Annotated in this window: 13 protein-coding genes and 2 pseudogenes; 13 read left to right on the forward strand and 2 right to left on the reverse strand. The window is 64.1% G+C overall.

The genetic code is table 11. From position 1 onward, the window contains the following. Nucleotides 1-148: 148 nt before the first annotated feature. Nucleotides 149-1,186 (reverse strand): annotated as a pseudogene (locus BMI01S_RS32855) (GlxA family transcriptional regulator); the annotation flags it as partial. A gap of 443 nt (nucleotides 1,187-1,629) precedes the next feature. On the opposite strand from BMI01S_RS32855, the gene BMI01S_RS32860 reads away from it, so the two are divergent. The 13 genes and pseudogenes from BMI01S_RS32860 to BMI01S_RS32920 all read left to right on the forward strand — a co-directional run bounded on the left by BMI01S_RS32860 (nucleotide 1,630) and on the right by BMI01S_RS32920 (nucleotide 17,282). Beyond that, nucleotides 1,630-2,913 (forward strand): serine hydroxymethyltransferase, encoded by a 1,284-nt coding sequence (locus tag BMI01S_RS32860; protein WP_028212544.1) that lies wholly within the window; start codon nucleotides 1,630-1,632, stop codon nucleotides 2,911-2,913. A gap of 51 nt (nucleotides 2,914-2,964) precedes the next feature. After that, nucleotides 2,965-3,936, forward strand: a complete 972-nt coding sequence (locus BMI01S_RS32865; RefSeq protein ID WP_028212545.1) for a dipeptidase — start codon at nucleotides 2,965-2,967, stop codon at nucleotides 3,934-3,936. A gap of 101 nt (nucleotides 3,937-4,037) precedes the next feature. Beyond that, a complete protein-coding gene (locus tag BMI01S_RS32870; protein WP_028212546.1) occupies nucleotides 4,038-4,571 on the forward strand; it encodes a DUF5943 domain-containing protein in 534 nt (177 codons plus the stop codon). 62 nt (nucleotides 4,572-4,633) lie between these two features. Next, the gene (locus BMI01S_RS32875) at nucleotides 4,634-6,697 is read left to right on the forward strand and encodes an NADH:flavin oxidoreductase (protein WP_028212547.1); all 2,064 of its coding nucleotides are present in this window, start codon (nucleotides 4,634-4,636) and stop codon (nucleotides 6,695-6,697) included. Between the two features lie 3 nt (nucleotides 6,698-6,700). Then, the gene (locus BMI01S_RS32880) at nucleotides 6,701-8,629 is read left to right on the forward strand and encodes a (Fe-S)-binding protein (protein WP_028212548.1); all 1,929 of its coding nucleotides are present in this window, start codon (nucleotides 6,701-6,703) and stop codon (nucleotides 8,627-8,629) included. Between the two features lie 4 nt (nucleotides 8,630-8,633). After that, nucleotides 8,634-9,803, forward strand: coding sequence for an electron transfer flavoprotein subunit alpha/FixB family protein (locus BMI01S_RS32885; protein WP_028232559.1), 1,170 nt, complete (start codon nucleotides 8,634-8,636; stop codon nucleotides 9,801-9,803). After that, complete coding sequence (locus BMI01S_RS32890) at nucleotides 9,800-10,603, forward strand: drug:proton antiporter (protein WP_028212550.1); 804 nt, start codon at nucleotides 9,800-9,802, stop codon at nucleotides 10,601-10,603. Before BMI01S_RS32885 ends, BMI01S_RS32890 begins: the two co-directional genes overlap by 4 nt. A 50-nt stretch (nucleotides 10,604-10,653) precedes the next feature. Then, nucleotides 10,654-11,895: an aromatic ring-hydroxylating oxygenase subunit alpha gene (locus BMI01S_RS32895; RefSeq protein ID WP_028212551.1), complete on the forward strand. Its 1,242-nt coding sequence runs from the start codon at nucleotides 10,654-10,656 to the stop codon at nucleotides 11,893-11,895. A 34-nt stretch (nucleotides 11,896-11,929) separates the two neighbouring features. Further along, nucleotides 11,930-13,084, forward strand: coding sequence for an FAD-binding oxidoreductase (locus tag BMI01S_RS32900; protein WP_028212552.1), 1,155 nt, complete (start codon nucleotides 11,930-11,932; stop codon nucleotides 13,082-13,084). A 112-nt stretch (nucleotides 13,085-13,196) separates the two neighbouring features. Then, nucleotides 13,197-14,057 (forward strand): glycine betaine ABC transporter substrate-binding protein, encoded by an 861-nt coding sequence (locus BMI01S_RS32905; RefSeq protein ID WP_028212553.1) that lies wholly within the window; start codon nucleotides 13,197-13,199, stop codon nucleotides 14,055-14,057. A 24-nt stretch (nucleotides 14,058-14,081) separates the two neighbouring features. Then, a pseudogene (locus BMI01S_RS32910) lies at nucleotides 14,082-15,364 on the forward strand (quaternary amine ABC transporter ATP-binding protein); the annotation flags it as partial. Next, nucleotides 15,357-16,253 carry a choline ABC transporter permease subunit gene (choW, locus tag BMI01S_RS32915; protein WP_028212555.1) on the forward strand — a complete coding sequence of 299 codons (897 nt, stop codon included), beginning with the start codon at nucleotides 15,357-15,359 and terminating at the stop codon, nucleotides 16,251-16,253. The pseudogene BMI01S_RS32910 and the gene choW, both read left to right, overlap by 8 nt. A 36-nt stretch (nucleotides 16,254-16,289) precedes the next feature. Next, nucleotides 16,290-17,282: a GlxA family transcriptional regulator gene (locus BMI01S_RS32920; protein ID WP_028212556.1), complete on the forward strand. Its 993-nt coding sequence runs from the start codon at nucleotides 16,290-16,292 to the stop codon at nucleotides 17,280-17,282. Nucleotides 17,283-17,753: 471 nt separating this feature from the next. Here the strand turns inward: BMI01S_RS32920 and BMI01S_RS32925 are convergent. After that, the coding region (locus tag BMI01S_RS32925) for a GNAT family N-acetyltransferase (RefSeq protein ID WP_042292097.1) at nucleotides 17,754-18,337 on the reverse strand (584 nt) is incomplete at its 5' end.

An 18,337-nucleotide genomic window follows, 5' to 3' on the forward strand; every position in this document is an offset into this window, starting at 1 on the left:
CCGCCCCGCACAGGGGCAACGCTAACAGACCGACGCGAACACAAGTTTCAAGCGCATGCGCCGCGATCTTTGCCGCTGTGCAAAGCAAAGCAAAGCAGGCGCCGCCTCGCGCAGGGCGAACGCTAATAGACCGCCGCGAAAACAAGCTTCAGGCATGCACCGCTGCAGAAACAGCAACAACCGCAGGCGAATCCAACCCAGAAAGCGGCGCGATCCGCTTCCGCCGTTCCCCGGTAGGCGCACTGCCAAACGCATCCCGATAGCTCTTGCTGAAGTGACAAGCCGACTGAAAACCGCAGGCCATCGTGATCTGCATGATCGACATATCGGTCTGCAACAACAGCTCACGCGCACGCCGCAAGCGCAGCGTCAAATAGTAGTGCGTCGGCGTCATCCCGAGATGCTCGTGAAAGAGCCGCTGCAACTGCCGCTGTGACATGTTCGCAAGCCGCGCGAGCTCCTCGCGCGAAAGCGGCTCTTCGATATTGTTCTCCATGAGCGAGATGACTTCGAAGAGCGATTTGTTCGCCGAGCCGAGCCGCGCGACGAGCGGCATGCGTTGCTGCGCGGAGGTGTCGCGCACGTGCTCGACCACGAACTGCTCGGCGATCTGCGTGACGCGAGCGGTCCCCACGCGCGGCGTGATGAGGTGCAGCATCATGTCGAGCGGCGCGACTCCGCCAGTGCAGGTCACGCGGTCGCGATCGATGACGAAGAGCTCCTTCAAAAAGCGCGTGGAAGGAAACTCTTCCTTCAGCGCCGACATGTTTTCCCAGTGAATCGCGCATGCATAGCCGGCCAGCAGCCCAGCCTTCGCCAGTGCATAGGTGCCGGTGCACAGGCTGCCGAGCGCTACGCCCATGCGCGCGAAACGGCGCAACGCGGCCAGATGCGCCGGCGTGGTGGCGCGCTGCACGTCGATACCGCCGCACACGAACACGATATCGGGCTGCCCCACGCACTCGGCCGGTCCGGTGTCGATGGAAAGGCCGTTGCTGGACGTGACGGGACCGCCTTCCGGGCTAATGATCGACCACCTGTAAAGCGGCTGGCCGCTCAGGTAATTAGCCATACGAAGGACTTCGATCGCGTTCGTGAAAGCGATCATCGTGAAGTCGGGCAGCGGCATGAACGCGAAGTGCGCCAGCGACGCTGTGCGATCCGGCAGCATGGGGAACGATTCCTTGTGGTCAACGGCTTCTCGGCCGGTTCACCGGCGAGGCCCGGAGGCCGGGCGGGGGGCCGGCAACGCTACCGCAATTTTCGAATTTCGCGGGCCCAGTGTGCCATGCGGCAAAACCCTGAGTCATCTGGACAAAAATGCCGGCAGGAAAAAGAACGAGAGTGCGGGATTGGTGCATCGCAATGCAGGGTAATTATTTCGGCTCGGGAAGCACGGGCGAACGGCGAACCGCCAATGGGCGAAGGCCGGCCACTTGTGAAAAATGGACGCGGATGGCGGAAAAGGAAAAGAACACGTCTGAATTTCGACGTTGGGCGCTTATTCGAACGACAAGAATATAACCGTCGGTCCCAGTCAGGCCAGCCGGTTTCAAAGGGCGTCAAAGCCAGTCACGACGGGGCCTCCAGCACTACAGGCAGTCCTTCATTCATCGTCACGGAAGCCCTATGTCGAACACTCAACCCTTCTTTTCGCAAACGCTCGCGCAACGTGACCACGCCGTGCGCAACAGCATCCTGAAAGAACTCGAGCGGCAGCAGTCCCAGGTCGAAATGATCGCGTCCGAAAACATCGTGTCGCGCGCCGTGCTAGAGGCCCAGGGCTCGGTGCTGACCAACAAGTACGCGGAAGGCTATCCGGGCAAGCGCTATTACGGCGGCTGCGAATTCGCCGACGAGGTGGAAGCGCTCGCCATCAGCCGCATCAAGCAGCTTTTCAACGCGGGTTTCGCCAACGTGCAGCCGCACTCGGGCGCGCAGGCCAACGGCTCGGTGATGCTCGCGCTCGCTAAGCCGGGCGACACCGTGCTCGGCATGTCGCTCGATGCGGGCGGCCACCTCACGCACGGCGCGAAGCCCGCGCTCTCGGGCAAGTGGTTCAACGCCGTGCAGTACGGCGTGAACCGCGAAACCATGCTGATCGATTACGACCAGGTCGAGGAACTCGCGCAGCAGCACAAGCCCAGCCTCATCATCGCCGGCTTTTCCGCCTACCCGCGTGCCCTCGATTTCGCGCGCTTTCGCGCCATTGCGGACTCGGTGGGCGCGAAGCTGATGGTGGACATGGCGCATATCGCGGGCATCATCGCCGCGGGGCGCCATCAGAACCCGGTCGAGCACGCGCACGTCGTCACGTCCACGACGCACAAGACGCTGCGCGGCCCGCGCGGCGGCTTCGTGCTCACCAATGACGAGGAGATCGCGAAGAAGATCAACTCGGCGGTGTTCCCCGGCCTGCAAGGCGGCCCGCTCATGCACGTGATCGCCGGCAAGGCCGTGGCGTTCGGCGAAGCGCTCGAAGATAGCTTCAGGACCTATATCGACAGCGTGCTCGCCAACGCGAAGGCGCTCGGCGAGGTGCTGAAGGCGGGCGGCGTGGACCTCGTGACAGGCGGTACCGACAACCATCTGCTGCTCGTCGATCTGCGCCCGAAGGGCCTCAAGGGCAATCAGGTCGAGCAGGCGCTCGAGCGCGCCGGCATCACCTGCAACAAGAACGGCATCCCGTTCGACACGGAAAAGCCCACGGTCACTTCCGGCATTCGCCTCGGCACGCCGGCAGGCACGACGCGCGGCTTCGGCGTGGACGAGTTCCGCGAAATCGGCCGACTGATTCTCGAAGTGTTCGATGCACTGCGTACGCACCCGGAAGGCGACGCCGCTACCGAGCAGCGCGTACGCCGCGAGATCTTCGCCTTGTGCGAGCGCTTTCCGATCTACACGCAGGCTTGATTCGTCACACCACCGCCTTTCAATTCAATACGCGAGATCCGGAGCTGGCCAATGAGCACTCTGCACGACAACAGCATCATCATCGACGGCCTGAACATTTCGAAATTCGAGCGCTCGGTGTTCGAAGACATGCGCAAGGGCGGCGTGACGGCCGTCAACTGCACGGTTTCCGTCTGGGAGGACTTCCAGAAGACAGTGGACAACATCGCGCAGATGAAGCAGCAGATCCGCGAGTACAGCGAGATCCTCACGCTCGTGCGCACGACCGACGACATTCTGCGCGCCAAGAAAGAGAACAAGACGGGCATCATCTTCGGCTTCCAGAACTCGTATGCGTTCGAGGACAACCTCGGCTATATCGAGGTGTTCAAGGAACTCGGCGTGAACGTCGTGCAGCTTTGCTACAACACGCAAAACCTGGTCGGCACCGGTTGCTATGAACCGGACGGCGGCCTCTCCGGCTATGGGCGCGAAGTGATCCAGGAGATGAACCGCGTGGGCATCATGGTCGATCTTTCGCACGTTGGCGGGAAGACTTCCTCGGACGCGATTGCCTGCTCGAAGAAGCCGGTCACGTATTCGCACTGCTGTCCTTCGGGCCTGAAGGAGCACCCGCGCAACAAGACCGACGAGCAGCTGAAGGAGATCGCCGACGCGAACGGTTTCGTGGGCGTGACGATGTTCGCGCCGTTCCTCAAGAAGGGCGCGGATTCGACCGTCGAGGATTATCTCGAAGCTATCGAATACGTCGTCGATCTGATCGGCGAAGACCGTGTGGGCATCGGCACGGACTTCACGCAAGGCTACAGCACCGAGTTCTTCGACTGGATTACGCACGACAAAGGCCGTTACCGCCGCCTCACCAATTTCGGCAAGGTCGTCAACCCCGAAGGCATCCGCACGATCGGCGAATTCCCGAATCTCACGGCGGCGATGCAAAAGGCGGGCTGGAGCGAGTCGCGCATCAAGAAGGTGATGGGCGAGAACTGGCTGCGCGTGTTCGGCGAGGTCTGGGGCGGTTGAGCGTCGGGGCGTAAAGCCCCGAGCGCATCGCACAGAAGATCCAATCCAGCTACTTAGAAACCCTAAATAATTCGCTCACTGAATCACTGGAGCCCCACGAAATGCAACCGCAACTGCCCATCGATGTCGATCCCGCCACCGGTGTCTGGACCACGGACGCGCTGCCGATGCTGTACGTGCCGCGTCACTTCTTCACCAACAATCACACCGCGGTAGAAGAGGCGCTCGGCCGCGACGCGTATGCGGAGATTCTCTACAAGGCCGGCTACAAGTCCGCATACCACTGGTGCGCGAAGGAAGCCGAGAAGCACGGCATCGAAGGCATGGCCGTGTTCGAGCATTACCTGAAGCGCCTTTCGCAGCGCGGCTGGGGCCTCTTCACGATACGCGAGGCCGACCCGGCCGCGGCGCGCGCGAAGATCGAGCTGCGCCATTCGTCTTTCGTGCTCGCGCAGCCGGGCAAGGAAGGCAAGCTTTGCTACATGTTCGCGGGCTGGTTCGCGGGCGCGATGGACTGGGTCAACGACACCACGGCAAACGGCAAAAATGCGCCGCGTGCCCAGTCGAAGGAAGTGCAATGCGCCGCCGAAGGACACGCGCATTGCGTATTCGAAGTCTCGCCGATCGCTGCCTGAACGACCGCGCGCCCCGTAATACAGGACTTACCGAAAGACACGAACGCCAGAGGTCTTCTGCGATGCGCTACCCGAATCTCTTCAAACCCTTGACCCTCAATCAGCTCACGCTGCGCAACCGCATCGTCAGCACGGCTCACGCCGAGGTCTACGCGGAGCCGGGCGGCTTGCCGGGCGACCGCTACATCCGCTACTACGAGGAAAAAGCCAAGGGCGGCGTGGGCCTGGCCGTGTGCGGCGGGTCGAGCCCGGTGTCGATCGACAGTCCGCAGGGCTGGTGGAAGTCGGTGAATCTCGCGACCGACAAGATCATCGATCCGCTTGCGCGTCTCGCGGAAGCCATGCACCGGCACGGCGCGAAGATCATGATTCAGGCCACCCACATGGGCCGCCGCTCGGCGTTTCATGGCGAGCACTGGCCGCATCTGATGTCGCCTTCGGGCGTGCGCGAGCCCGTGCATCGCGGCAACGCGAAGATCATCGAAGTCGAGGAGATCCGCCGCATCATCGGCGACTTTGCGGCTGCCGCGAAGCGCGTGAAGGATGCGGGCATGGACGGCATCGAGATTTCGGCGGCGCACCAGCATCTGATCGACCAGTTCTGGAGCCCGCGCACGAACTTTCGCACCGACGAATGGGGCGGCTCGCTCGAAAACCGTCTGCGCTTCGGCGTCGAGGTGCTCAAGGCCGTGCGTGAGGCGGTGGGCAAGGACTTCTGCGTCGGCCTGCGCATGTGCGGCGACGAGTTCCACGAAGACGGCCTCGATCACGAGCAGTTGAAGGAAATCGCGCAGGCGATGGCGGAAACGGGGCTCATCGATTATCTCGGCGTGATCGGCTCCGGCGCGGACACGCACAACACGCTCGCGAACTGCATGCCGCCCATGGCACTGCCGCCCGAGCCGTTCGTGCATCTCGCGGCGGGCATCAAGTCCGTGGTCAAGCTGCCGGTCATGCATGCCCAGAGCATTCGCGACGCGGGCCAGGCCGAGCGCCTGCTCGCGAGCGGCATGGTCGATCTCGTCGGCATGACGCGCGCACAGATTGCGGACCCGCACATGGTCATCAAGATCCGTGACGGCCGCGAAGACGAAATCAAGCAGTGCGTGGGCGCCAACTATTGCATCGACCGCCAGTACAACGGCCTGGACGTGCTGTGCGTGCAGAACGCGGCGACCTCGCGCGAGGCGACCATGCCGCACGTCATCGAGAAGTCGCGCGGGCCGAAGCGCAAGGTCGTGGTGGTCGGTGCGGGCCCGGCCGGGCTCGAGGCCGCCCGCGTGGCGCGGCTGCGCGGCCATGACGTCGTGCTGTTCGAGAAGAACGACGCCGTGGGCGGCCAGATTCTGCTGGCGGCGAAAGCGCCGCAGCGCGAGCAGATGGCGGGCATCGTGCGCTGGTTCGACATGGAGACGAAGCGCATTGGCGTCGATCGCCGCCTTGGCGTGAGCGCCGACGAAAAGACGATTCTCGCGGAGAAGCCCGACATCATCGTGCTCGCCACGGGCGGGTCGAGTTTCACGAACCAGGTTCCGGCATGGGGTGTGGAAGACGGGCTCGCGGTCAGTTCGTGGGACATTCTGAGCGGCAAAGTCGAGCCGAAGCAGAACGTACTGGTCTACGACGGTGTGAGCACGCATGCAGGCGCCGGTGTTGCCGATTTCATTTCGAGCCGCGGTTCGAAGGTCGAAATCGTCACGCCCGACGTGAAGGTCGCCGACGATGTGGGCGGCACGACGTTTCCGATTTTCTATCGCCGTCTCTACGCGCAAGGCGTGATTCATACGCCGAATTACTGGCTCGATCGCGTGTACGAGGAAGACGGCAAGAAGATCGCGGTGCTGCGCAACGAGTACACCGAGGAGCAGGAGGAGCGCGCAGTCGATCAGGTGGTGATCGAAAACGGCAGCACGCCCAATGACAGCCTGTACTGGAAGCTCAAGCCCGAATCGGTCAACCGCGGCCAGGTGGACGTGCACAAGCTGTTTGCGGCCGAGGCGCAGCCTTGTCTCTCCGAAGAGCTCGGCAATGGCCGCTTCCTGCTGTTCCGCGTGGGCGACTGCATCTCCCTGCACAACATCCATGGCGCGATTTACGACGCGCTGCGGCTCGCCAAGGACTTCTGAACCATGAATCCGACCTGGCTCATTACCGCGCTGCTGTGGCTTTCGATGGCGGGGCTCGCGTTCGCGGTCGCGAAGCGCTCTGCCTGCTGGCGGGTGGGGCGCGCCGCTGTGCCTGGCTCCGTCGGCGTTGGCAAGCTGTTCAGCATCCCGAAGCGTTATTTCGTCGACCTGCACCACGTGGTGGCGCGCGATCCGTATATCGCGAAGACGCACGTCGCCACGGCGGGCGGTGCGATCGCGGCGCTCGCGCTCGTGTTCGTCAACTATGGGCTCGCGATCTATTCGCCGTGGCTCGACAAGCTGATCTTTCTCGCGGCGCTCGCCATGTTCATCGGCGCAGTGTTCGTGTGGCGCCGCCGTCATGCGAAGGATGTGCCGGCGCGGCTGTCGAAAGGTCCGTGGAATGCGCTGCCGTGGCTGCTCGGCTCGTTTGCGCTCGGGCTGATGCTGTATACGGTCGTGCCCGCGTCGGCGATGTCAAAGGCGTTCGCGGTGAGCTGCGCGGTCCTGATCGGCATCGGCGCGTTCGCGATGACGTTTGGCGCCGCGAAGGGCGGCCCGATGAAGCACGCAATTGCCGGCCTGCTGCACCTTGCATTCCATCCGCGTCAGGAGCGTTTTGCGGCCACGCGCGAAGGCTGGACCGGTAACGGCACGGCTACGCCGCCGACGGCGCTGAAGCTCCCCGACATCGGGGAGAAGCAGGAATATGGCGTGGCGAAGCCCGTGGAGTTTCGCTGGAACCAGTTGCTGAGCTTCGACGCGTGCGTGCAGTGCGGCAAATGCGAGGCCGCGTGCCCCGCATTCGCCTCGGGCCAGCCGCTCAATCCGAAGAAGCTGATTCAGGATCTCGTGGTGGGCATGGCGGGCGGCTCCGACGCCGCCTATGCGGGCAGCCCCACGCCGGGCATTCCCGTGGGCCAGCATCGCGGCACGCCTGAAGGCCCGATCGTCTCGGGCCTGATCGAAGCGCAAACGCTGTGGTCGTGCACGACCTGCCGCGCCTGCGTGCAGGAGTGCCCGATGCTGATCGAGCACGTCGATGCGATCGTCGACATGCGCCGCAACCAGACCCTCGTCCACGGCGAAGTGCCGGGCAAGGGGCCGGAGGTGCTCGCGAACCTGCGCGAAACCGGCACGGCGGGCGGCTATGACAAGGCGGCGCGCTACGACTGGTCAGTCGATCTCAGCGCGCCCGTCGCGCAACCGGGCAAGCGCGTGGATGTGCTCGTGGTGGCGGGCGAAGGCGCATTCGATATGCGGTATCAGCGCACGCTGCGTGCGCTCGTGAAGGTGCTCAACAAGGCGGGCGTGGACTATGCGGTGCTGGGCGAACGCGAGACGGACACCGGCGACGTGGCGCGCCGCCTCGGCGACGAAGCGACGTTCCAGCACATGGCGAAGCAGATGATGGCGACGCTCGCCACGCTGAACTTCGCGCGCATCGTCACCGCCGATCCGCACGTCATGCACAGCCTGCGCAACGAGTACCGCGCGCTCGGCGCGAGGTACGAGGTGCTCCATCACACGACTTTTCTCGCGGAGCTCGCCGCAACGGGACGCATCGTGCCGAAGGCCGTGCAGGCGCTCGCCGAAAAGCGCACGACGTACCACGACCCCTGCTACCTGGGCCGCTACAACGGCGAGACCGAAGCGCCGCGCAAGCTGCTGAAGACGATCGGCATCCAGGTCGTCGAGATGGAGCGTCACGGCATGCGCGCACGCTGCTGCGGCGGTGGTGGCGGCGCGCCGCTCACCGACATCCCCGGCAAGCAGCGCATTCCCGACATCCGCATCGCCGACGCCCGCGCGGTCCAGGCCGATGTGGTCGCCGTGGGCTGCCCGCAGTGCACGGCGATGCTCGAAGGCGTAGTCGGCCCGCGCCCTGATGTGCTCGACGTGGCCGAACTCGTGGCCGCTTCGCTGGAGTGAATCGATGAACAACCTCAAACGAGTCGATCCGCGCCGCCCATTCGTCGTCACGGCGGCCGGTCTCAGGCGCATCACGCTGGGCGAAACCGGCAGCGCTGACGCAAGCGGCGCGCACTGGCCGGCGCAACACGGCCACTCGAGTGCCGCGAAGCCCCGTCGTCTGATTAGCGATCCGAAGCATTACGTGCTCGTGGCCGCACATCCCGAACGCGGCGCACTCGACGATCACGCATGCCAGGCCATCGCGGCCGCCGCGCTGCTCGCCGATGCGCAAACCGAAGTGGCGCTCCTCGTGTTCGGCGAACTGAAGGACGACGCAGCGGCGCTGGGCGTGGACAAACTGATCGAACTGCCCGGCTTCGATCGCCGCACGTTCGCGCCGGAAAGCGAACTGCGCGCGTTGCAGGCCTGCGCGGCGACGCTCGCACCGAAACATGTGTTCCTGCCCGACAACGCGAGCGGTGACGGCGACCTGGGCCGCCGTTACGCGGCTTCGGCCGGGGCGAGTGTGGCGACGCATGTGGTCGAGATCGATGCGAAGCACGTGGGCGTGTATGAACAGGCGAAGCGCGCGTGGGCGTCGCGCTCGCTGCCCGACGTGATCCTGCTCGCGCAGAACGCGGTCGATGCGAAGCTGCCGTTCGTCGGCGCCGGCGAGCGCCTCGCGGGCGATTTCATCCGGCCAGCGAACGACGTCGCGTCGCCATACAGGGATCTGGGCCTCGAAGCCATCGACGCCGCCCAGGTCGCGCTCGAAGAAGCCGATTTCATCGTGTCTGCGGGCAACGGCGTGACCGACATCGGCGCGTTCGAGCAGCTCGCGGGCACCTTCGGCGCGGCGATCGGCGCGAGCCGCGTGGCCGTCGACAACGGTCACTTCACGCGCGACAAGCAAGTGGGCGCGACCGGCAAGACGGTCGAGGCGAGCGTGTATATCGCGTTCGGCATTTCGGGCGCCGTGCAGCATCTGCAGGGCATCAAGGATTGCCGCCATGTGATCGCCGTGAATCTCGACGGCAGCGCGCCGATCGCGAAGCGCGCCAACCTGACCGTGGTTGGCGACGCGCAGGGCACGATCGCCGCCCTGATCGAGCAGGTGCAGGCCGCGCGCGCGAAGCGTGGCGGGGCGAGCGCCGTAAGTGACGTAACGCATTCCGCAGGAGTCGCCGCATGAACGCGCGCAATTATCCTCAGCGCCGGGTCGAGCGCATCGCGGTGCTCGTCTCCGTCGGGCGCCACCCCCTGAGCGGCGCGCCGCGCTACAGCCGCAACGACGCGCTGGCGCTCGAGCTCGGACGCACGCTCGCTGGGCGCCACCAGGCGCGCCTCGACGTGCTGCACGCGGGCGACCCCGCCGATCCCGCGCTCGCCGAATATCTCGCGCTCGGTGCGCACGAAGTCGGGGTGCTCTCATGCACGCCGGCCGACGACGCGGCCCGCATGCTCGCCGAACGCGTGCGCGGCTACGACCTCGTCCTGACCGGCACGCGTGCCGAAGGCACGCACGACAGCGGCATGCTGCCGTACCGCGTGGCGGCTGCGCTCGGCGTGCCGATCGTTGGCGGCGCGGTCGATATCGACGTGGACGAGGCCGCCGGCGCCGCCGTGGTCAGGCAATTCCTGCCCAAAGGCTTGCGCCGGCGCGTCCAGACGGCGCTGCCCGCCGTGATCGCCGTGCATCCGCTCGCCAACGCACAGCCCCGTTACGCCTATGCGCGCCTTCGTGCCGGCACGATAAAGCGCCAGGGCGCCACGCCCGTGAGCGCAGACGAAGCCGCCGCATGGACGGTGGGCGCAGTCGAGCGCAAGCCCGTGCGCCTCGCCGCCGCGGAAAAGCGCTCGGGCCACGCACGCATGCTCTCGGCGACCACGACCGAAAGCCGGGGCGGAAACGTCGTAATTGAGGGGAGTTCGGTCGAAAAAGCACAAGTGATCCTCGCGTATTTGCGCGAGCATCAACTCATCGATTACTGATTTCACTGGTCTGTCGGCAACGAACTTGGATGAAAAATCCGGAGCATACGATGAAAGTATCGGCAGAAATTCGCGCGCTGATCGAGCGTCGCAAAGAGGGTTACAGCCTGGAAGCCCCTTTCTATTTGAGCGAGGAGATTTTCGCGCTCGACATGGAGGCGATTTTCCGGCAACACTGGATCGAGGTCGCCACGGAGGCGGAAATTCCGGAGCCGGGCGACTATGTGACCGTCGAGCTGGCGGGAGACTCGATCCTGATCGTGCGCGACGACGACATGCAGGTGCGCGCGTTCCACAACGTATGCCGCCACCGCGGCGCGCGCCTGTGCAATGAAGACAAGGGCTCGGTGGGCAATATCGTCTGCCCGTATCACAGCTGGACCTACAACCTCACGGGCGCGCTGATGTTCGCCGAGCACATGGGCGAGCAGTTCGACCGCTGCAAGCACAGCCTCAAGCATGTGCATGTGGAGAACCTCGCGGGCCTGATTTTCGTGTGCCTCGCCGAGAATCCCCCCGACGACTTCGCGCTCATGCGCGCCGCGATGGAGCCGTATCTGCTGCCGCACGACCTCGCGGGCTGCAAGGTCGCCGCGCAGGTCGACATCATCGAGAAGGGCAACTGGAAGCTCGTGATGGAGAACAATCGCGAGTGCTATCACTGCGTGGCGAACCACCCCGAGCTCACGATCTCGCTCTATGAATACGGCTTTGGCTACGCCCGCACGGCCGCCAACGCGGAAGGCATGGACGCCTTCGTGCGCACCTGCAACGAGCGCGCGAAGCAGTGGGAAGCGATGGACCTGCCTTCGGTCGAAATCGAAAAATTGCTGGACGTCACCGGCTTTCGCACGCAGCGCCTGCCGCTCGACCGCTGCGGCGAATCGCAGACGCTCGATGCGAAAGTCGCCTCGAAGAAGCTGCTCGGCGAATTCCGCTCGGCCGATCTCGGCGGTCTCTCGTTCTGGACGCAGCCCAATTCGTGGCATCACTTCATGAGCGATCACATCGTTTCGTTTTCGGTGATTCCGCTTTCGGCCGGCGAAACGCTCGTGCGCACGCGCTGGCTCGTCCACAAGGACGCACGCGAAGGCATCGACTACGACGTGGATAACCTCACCGCCGTCTGGAACGCGACCAACAACCAGGATCGCACGCTGGTGGAGTATTCGCAGCGCGGCGCCGCGAGCAGCGCCTACGAGCCGGGACCGTATTCGCCGTACACGGAAGGGCTCGTCGAAAAGTTCTCGGCCTGGTATGTCGGCCGTCTCGCCGCGCAGATCGGCGCATGACGCAGCGTGCAAAGCAAAGGAAGCGGAGTTTGACATGATGCGAGATGCGGCCCAGTTTGACCCGCGCGACCCACTCGATCACCGCGAAAGCCGCGTGACGCGCCCCGCGTTCTGGGGCGCGCTGCCCGAGCGGTGGACGAGCGAAGTCGAGGAAACACTCGTGTGCTGCCACGTCTGGCAGGAAACGCACGACGTGAAGAGTTTTTTCCTGCGCTCGCCGCAGGGCCGCGCGTTCTCATTCGAGCCGGGGCAGTTCCTCACGCTCGAACTCGAGATAGACGGCGAACCGGTCAACCGGTGCTACACGATTTCGTCGTCGCCCGCGCGGCCCCATACGATCTCGATCACGGTCAAGCGCGTGCCGGGCGGCAAGGTCTCCAACTGGCTGCACGACAACCTGCGCCCAGGCATGGCGCTGCGTGTGCTCGGCCCGGCGGGCGAGTTCACCTGCGCACGGCATCCCGCGCCGAAATATCTGTTTCTTTCCGCGGGATCCGGCATCACGCCGCTGATGTCGATGAGCCGAGCGCATCACGATCTCGCGGAGGACCGCGACATCGTTTTCGTGCACAGCGCGCGCACGCCCGACGACATCATCTTCGCTCGTGAACTGGAGCTGATCGCGTCGAGCCGCGCGAACTTCCGCACGTCGTTCGTGTGCGAGCGGGTAGGGGGGCGCACCGGCTGGTCCGGCGTGACCGGGTTTCTCTCGCTGCCCCTGTTGAAGCTCATTGCGCCGGATTTCATGGAGCGCGAGATCTTCACCTGCGGCCCGGCGCCCTACATGAAGGCCGTGCGCGATCTGCTCGACGAAGCGGGGTTTGCGCGCGAGCACTATCACGAAGAGAGTTTTTCATTCGAATCGCTCGCGGGGCCAGGCGAAGCACCGGCTGCGTCGCCCACGGCGGAGTCATCTGTCGAAGCGGCGAGCTTCAAGATCACGTTCGCGAAGAGCCGCCGCGAGATTGAATGCGGCGCCCAGCAAACGGTGCTCGACGCGGCGCGTCAGGCGGGCGTGCGGCTCGCTTCCTCGTGCAGCCAGGGCATGTGCGGCACCTGCAAGGTCAAGCTGGTTTCCGGGCAGGTGGAAATGAAGCATAGCGGCGGCATTCGCCAGCGGGAAATCGATCAGGGCATGGCGCTGCTGTGCTGCTCGAAGCCGCTGTCCGACCTCGTCGTCGATAAATAGCGCGCGCGTCGCGCAACGACAAGAAGACGTCGTAAATCGACGCTAGCGGCAGATTGTGGCGGGCGAATCTGCAGATGCACGGGGCGCTTGCCCATATCACAGGAGATCGACCATGAAGCTGGCAGGAAAACTCTTTTGGACCGGTGTGTTTTCGGCGATGGTGAGCTTGAGCGCCCCGGCGTTCGCGGACGGCAAGCCGACCGTGAAGATCGGTTATGTCGAAGGCTGGGATGACAGCGTGGCGACCTCGAACGTGGCCGCGCGCGTCATCGAGAAGCGCTACGGCTATCCGGTGCAGCTCGTGCCCGTGGCCGCCGGCATCATGTGGCAGGGCGTGGCGCGCGGCGACCTCGATGCGACGCTTTCCGCCTGGCTGCCGGTCACGCACGCGGCTTACTACGACCAGTTCAAGTCGAAGGTCGAAGATGTGGGCGTGAACTTCCCGGATGCGAAGATCGGCCTGATCGTGCCGGCGGATCTGCCGGAGAACAGTATTCCGGATCTGGCGAGCCGTAAGGCGGACTTCGGCGGTCGCATCGTCGGTATCGATGCCGGGGCCGGCGTGATGAAGAAAACGGATGAGGCGATCAAGGCGTACAACCTCGACTATCAGCTGATGCCGAGCTCGGGCAGCGCGATGACCTCGGAACTGGCGCGCCAGATGCACGCCAGCAAGCCGATTATCGTAACCGGCTGGGCGCCGCACTGGATGTTCGCGAAGTGGAAGCTGAAGTTCCTCGACGATCCGAAGAAGGTCTTCGGCGGTGCGGAGCACGTGGATAGCGTGATCAACCCGGATCTCAACAAGAAAGCGCCGCCCGTCGTGGCGTTCCTCAAGAAGTTCCAGTGGAAGCCGGGCGAGATCGACAGCGTGATGCTGGCGATCCAGAACGGCGCGAAACCGGACGCCGCCGCCGACACCTGGATCGCCGCGCATGGCGACCGCGTGAACGATTGGGCGGGTGCGCAGTAAGCGTTGAGCGAACGACGGGCGCCATGTCGCTTTTGCGCAGGCGTCTGTCGCAATTCGCCATCCCGGCAGGCTTTTTTCTGGCAACCATGTAGACGTACCGTGCGGGCCGGCGCCTGCCGTTCGAGGAGACGGAGTCGATGAAATCCCCCAAGATCGTGGTCGAAAGACTATGCAAGGTGTTCGGTCCCAACCCGAAGCTCGCACGCGAGTTGCTCGCGAAGGGCGCGACGAAGGACGAGCTGTTCGCCAAAACCGGCTACGTGCTCGGCGTGAACAACGCCTCGTTCGAAGTGCAGGAAGGCGAGATTTTCGTGTTGATGGGGCTCTCCGGCTCGGGCAAGTCCACGCTGATCCGGCTCATCAACCGCCTCGTCGAGCCCACGGCCGGCAAGGTCGTGATCGACGGCCGCGATATCGCAGCCGTGAAGCGCTCGGAGCTGGTCGCGCTGCGCCGCACCGACATGAGCATGGTGTTCCAGTCGTTCGCGCTCATGCCGCAGCGCAGCGTGCTCGCGAACGCCGCGTTCGGCCTCGAGGTGGCGGGCGTGGCGCGCAAGGAGCGCGAGCGCCGCGCGCTGGCGGTGCTGGAGCAGGTGGGTCTCGCGGCGTTCGCGCAAAAGCTGCCCGCCGAGCTTTCGGGCGGCATGCAGCAGCGCGTGGGCCTCGCACGCGCGCTGGCCGTGAATCCTTCGCTCATGATCATGGACGAAGCGTTTTCCGCGCTCGATCCGTTAAAGCGCAAGGAAATGCAGAACGTGCTGCTGCAACTGCAAAAGGAGCAGCGCCGCACGATCATGTTCGTCTCGCACGACCTCGAAGAGGCACTGCGCATCGGCAGTCGCATCGCCATCATGGAAGGCGGTCGTATCGTGCAAATCGGCACGCCGCAGGAAATCATCAGCAATCCTGCCGATGACTATGTGCGCGCGTTCTTCGACGGCGTGGACACGAGCCGCTACCTGACCGCCGGCGACCTGATGCAACGCGAGGCTGTGCCGCTCATCCGTTCGCTCGATGCAGCGAGCGTGGCTTCATCGCTCAACGGCAGCGCGAATTATGCGTTCGTGCTCGATGCGCAACGCCGCATCAGCGGGTTCGTCACGCGCGACTCGATTGGCGTCGCGCAGCCCTCGCTCAAGAAGGTCGAATGCATCACGCTCGGCACACCGCTGGAGCAAGTCGTCTCGCGTGTGTGCGCGAACACGACGGCGCTGCCCGTGGTCGACGATGAAGGCCGCTATTGCGGCTCCATCGATCAGGCCGCCGTTCTGAAGGTCATTACGCGCAATCGAGGTGCCCATGTCTGAGATCATTCCCATCGGCCACTGGGTCGATCAGTCGGTTCACTATCTGCTCGACCACGACGCTAACAGCTTCGACGCAGTCGGCCGCGCCATTGAAGGTTTCGCTGGGCTCGTCGAGCATGGTTTGCAGGCCATCCCCATGTGGGCGCTGATGGCGTTTTTCATCGCGATCGGCCTGTGGCGCGTGGGCTGGCGCTTCGCGATCTTCGCCACCTGTTCGCTGTTGCTGATCTACGCGACAGGCTTCTGGGACCAGACCGTCGTGACACTCGGCCTCACGCTCTCGTCCACGGTCATCAGCCTCGTCGTCGGCATTCCGCTGGGCATCTGGACGGCCAAGAGCAAGCTCGTGCAAACCATCGTACGGCCCATTCTCGACCTGATGCAGACCATGCCGGCGTTCGTCTACCTGATCCCGGCCGCCATGCTGTTCGGCCTTGGCCGCGTGCCCGGCATTCTGTCCACCGTGATCTTCGCGATGCCGCCCGCCGTTCGCCTCACGAGCCTCGGCATCAAGCACGTGAACCGCGAGATCGTGGAAGCCGGACAGGCATTCGGCTGCACGCCGTGGCAACTGCTGTACAAGGTGCAGTTCCCGAATGCGCTGCCCTCCATCATGCAGGGCGTGAACCAGACCATCATGATGGCGCTCTCCATGGTCATCATCGCCTCGATGGTGGGCGCGGGCGGACTCGGCAACGACGTGCTGGCGAGCATCCAGCGCCTGGACATCGGTCTTGGCTTTGAAAGCGGGCTGTCCGTCGTGTTGCTCGCGATCATCCTGGACCGCATTACCGAGAGCTTCGGCCGCGCGCCGGGCGCCGTGAAAGCGCCGCTGTTCGCAGGGCTCAAGCAGTTGATGCGCGTTCGCCCCGCAGTCGTCGAGGCGTAAGGCCGACCACCACCGTCGTCTCCTGAGGAGCGCAATGTGACGACCGAGATCGCCGTGCCCGCCGCCGAGGTGCGCACGGCATCGTCCTTCCGGCATTTCGGGTTCCTGACGTTGCAGAACTTCTCGATGATCGCGTTTTCAAGCGCGGTCGAAGTGCTGCGCATGGCCAACTACGTGGGGCGCGCGGATCATTATCGCTGGTCGATCTATTCGCTCGACGGCGCGCCGGCGCGCGCGAGCAACGGCATCGCGGTGCGTCCCGCGCAGGCGCTCGATCCTGCGTGTCTGCCCGACGTGCTGATCGTGTGCGGGGGCATTCGCATCCGCGAGATCATGAACGACGGCGTGCGCGCCACGCTCGCCATGCTGGCGCAGCGCGGCGTGCCGCTTGGCGGCATCTGCACGGGTGCTTACGCGCTGATGTCGAGTGGGCTGCTCGATGGTTATCGCTGCGCCGTGCATTGGGAAAACCTCTCGGTGTTGCACGAGGAGTTTCCGCGCGTGCGCTTTGCGGACGAGCTGTTCGTCGTCGATCGCGATCGGCTCACGTGCACGGGCGGCACCGCGCCGCTGGATCTGATGCTGGAGCTGGTCGGCGCGCGCCTCGGGCAAGCGCTGGCCGCGAAGGTGTCGGAGCAATTCATCCTCGAGCGCATTCGCGGTTCGACCGATTTGCAGCCCATTCCCGTGGATGCGCGTGTTGGCTTTTCGCGTGCCGAGCTGGTGGAGGTCGTGCGGCTCATGGAGGCCAATATCAAGGAGCCGCTTTCGCTGGAAGAGCTGGCGCGGCTGGTGCGGCTCTCGCAACGGCATTTGCAGCGCATGTTCAAGGCGTATCTGAACGTGTCGCCTACGCATTATTACTTGACCTTGCGGCTCAAGCGCGCGCGCGAATTGCTGCGCACGACCGATACTTCTATCGCGCGTGTTACCGCGATTTGTGGCTTCAATTCTCCTTGCCATTTCAGCAAGGCGTATCGGGTGCAGTTTGGGCATGCGCCCAGTCATGAGCGACGTGGAGGGGAGTGAGGGTTTGCTTTTTTGCCGTTCGGCTCGTTGCTTTGGCCTTTCCTTGTGTTCCCGTCGGTCCATTAGCGTTGCCCCTGTGCGGGGCGCACCTACTTTTCTTTGCAGCGGTGTACAGACGGGGACATGATTGACACATGTATGAGGACATCGTTGACACCTGATACTCATGGCAGTGCTGCTTTCAGGTCAAGTGTCGCGACACGGTGATGAGCAAACCAGAGCTCGATTACACCGTCTTCATCCTCCGCGCGCCCAGTTCGGGTTGGTGATCATGACGTTGTGCGCGGTAAAGTGCGGCCAGGGCGCCCAGGCACGTCAGCCTTGCTCGCTCACGGGCCAGTGCCAGCCCACGCGCAGATCGCCGTTGATGGATGGCGAACTGCTGTCCGATCGCGTCCGACACCTTGCCTTCAATCCAAGGCCGCGCGCAATTCCCGATTCCGCTCGACGGTCACCGCGGCATTGGGCGGATCACGGCGATCTCATGCCCTCGAGTAGCCGCATGGCATATTCCGCGCACTTTCTCCGCACTCGAACGAGTTGCCCGAACAACAACGAAAATTCCGCCAAACGGCCACGTGCGCGAAGCATGACGACACGTGTTTCGTGCCATGTCCGCCGATTCGCCCAGCTCGCCTTATATTCGGCATCGAGAGGGCGAAAATCGAAATCACGACCGTTGGCGTGAGACCATTTGACGAGGAATTCTGCAAGCAGCGCTCCAACCGAACACCCAGCAAATGCCTCGTCATACGTCGTCACGAAGCCCTCGACGGTTCGAGATCCCACGAGGTTTACCGACGCGGCGACGGTCACGCCTTCCACCTTCACGAAGGCAACGAGCGGAACCTTCGACAGATCCATTCGCCGTGCCAGCGCGACAAAGAAGTCCCGAACCCGATCGTCCTTCAAGTAGGCAACGCTCACGCCGCGGCGCTCGGCCCAACGGCGTTTGGTGCGGAATAGCCAGCTCAGAACGGCGACAGCGTCCGGTATCGTTCGGCACCAGCCGAATTCGACATGGCCTCGTGCTTCGAGCCGCTTGTGCCGATTTC

Origin of the sequence: Paraburkholderia mimosarum LMG 23256 = NBRC 106338 (assembly GCF_000739815.1) — a bacterium.
Taxonomy (GTDB): Bacteria; Pseudomonadota; Gammaproteobacteria; order Burkholderiales; family Burkholderiaceae; genus Paraburkholderia; species Paraburkholderia mimosarum.

What these genes read in the sequence shown, in the direction of transcription:
- BMI01S_RS32900 (WP_028212552.1), top strand. Translation starts at nt 11,930, where the DNA reads ATGATGCGAGATGCGGCCCAGTTTGACCCGCGCGACCCACTCGATCAC.
- BMI01S_RS32890 (WP_028212550.1), top strand. Translation starts at nt 9,800, where the DNA reads ATGAACGCGCGCAATTATCCTCAGCGCCGGGTCGAGCGCATCGCGGTG.
- BMI01S_RS32860 (WP_028212544.1), top strand. Translation starts at nt 1,630, where the DNA reads ATGTCGAACACTCAACCCTTCTTTTCGCAAACGCTCGCGCAACGTGAC.
- BMI01S_RS32905 (WP_028212553.1), top strand. Translation starts at nt 13,197, where the DNA reads ATGAAGCTGGCAGGAAAACTCTTTTGGACCGGTGTGTTTTCGGCGATG.
- BMI01S_RS32885 (WP_028232559.1), top strand. Translation starts at nt 8,634, where the DNA reads ATGAACAACCTCAAACGAGTCGATCCGCGCCGCCCATTCGTCGTCACG.
- BMI01S_RS32895 (WP_028212551.1), top strand. Translation starts at nt 10,654, where the DNA reads ATGAAAGTATCGGCAGAAATTCGCGCGCTGATCGAGCGTCGCAAAGAG.
- BMI01S_RS32865 (WP_028212545.1), top strand. Translation starts at nt 2,965, where the DNA reads ATGAGCACTCTGCACGACAACAGCATCATCATCGACGGCCTGAACATT.
- BMI01S_RS32880 (WP_028212548.1), top strand. Translation starts at nt 6,701, where the DNA reads ATGAATCCGACCTGGCTCATTACCGCGCTGCTGTGGCTTTCGATGGCG.
- choW (WP_028212555.1), top strand. Translation starts at nt 15,357, where the DNA reads ATGTCTGAGATCATTCCCATCGGCCACTGGGTCGATCAGTCGGTTCAC.
- BMI01S_RS32870 (WP_028212546.1), top strand. Translation starts at nt 4,038, where the DNA reads ATGCAACCGCAACTGCCCATCGATGTCGATCCCGCCACCGGTGTCTGG.
- BMI01S_RS32875 (WP_028212547.1), top strand. Translation starts at nt 4,634, where the DNA reads ATGCGCTACCCGAATCTCTTCAAACCCTTGACCCTCAATCAGCTCACG.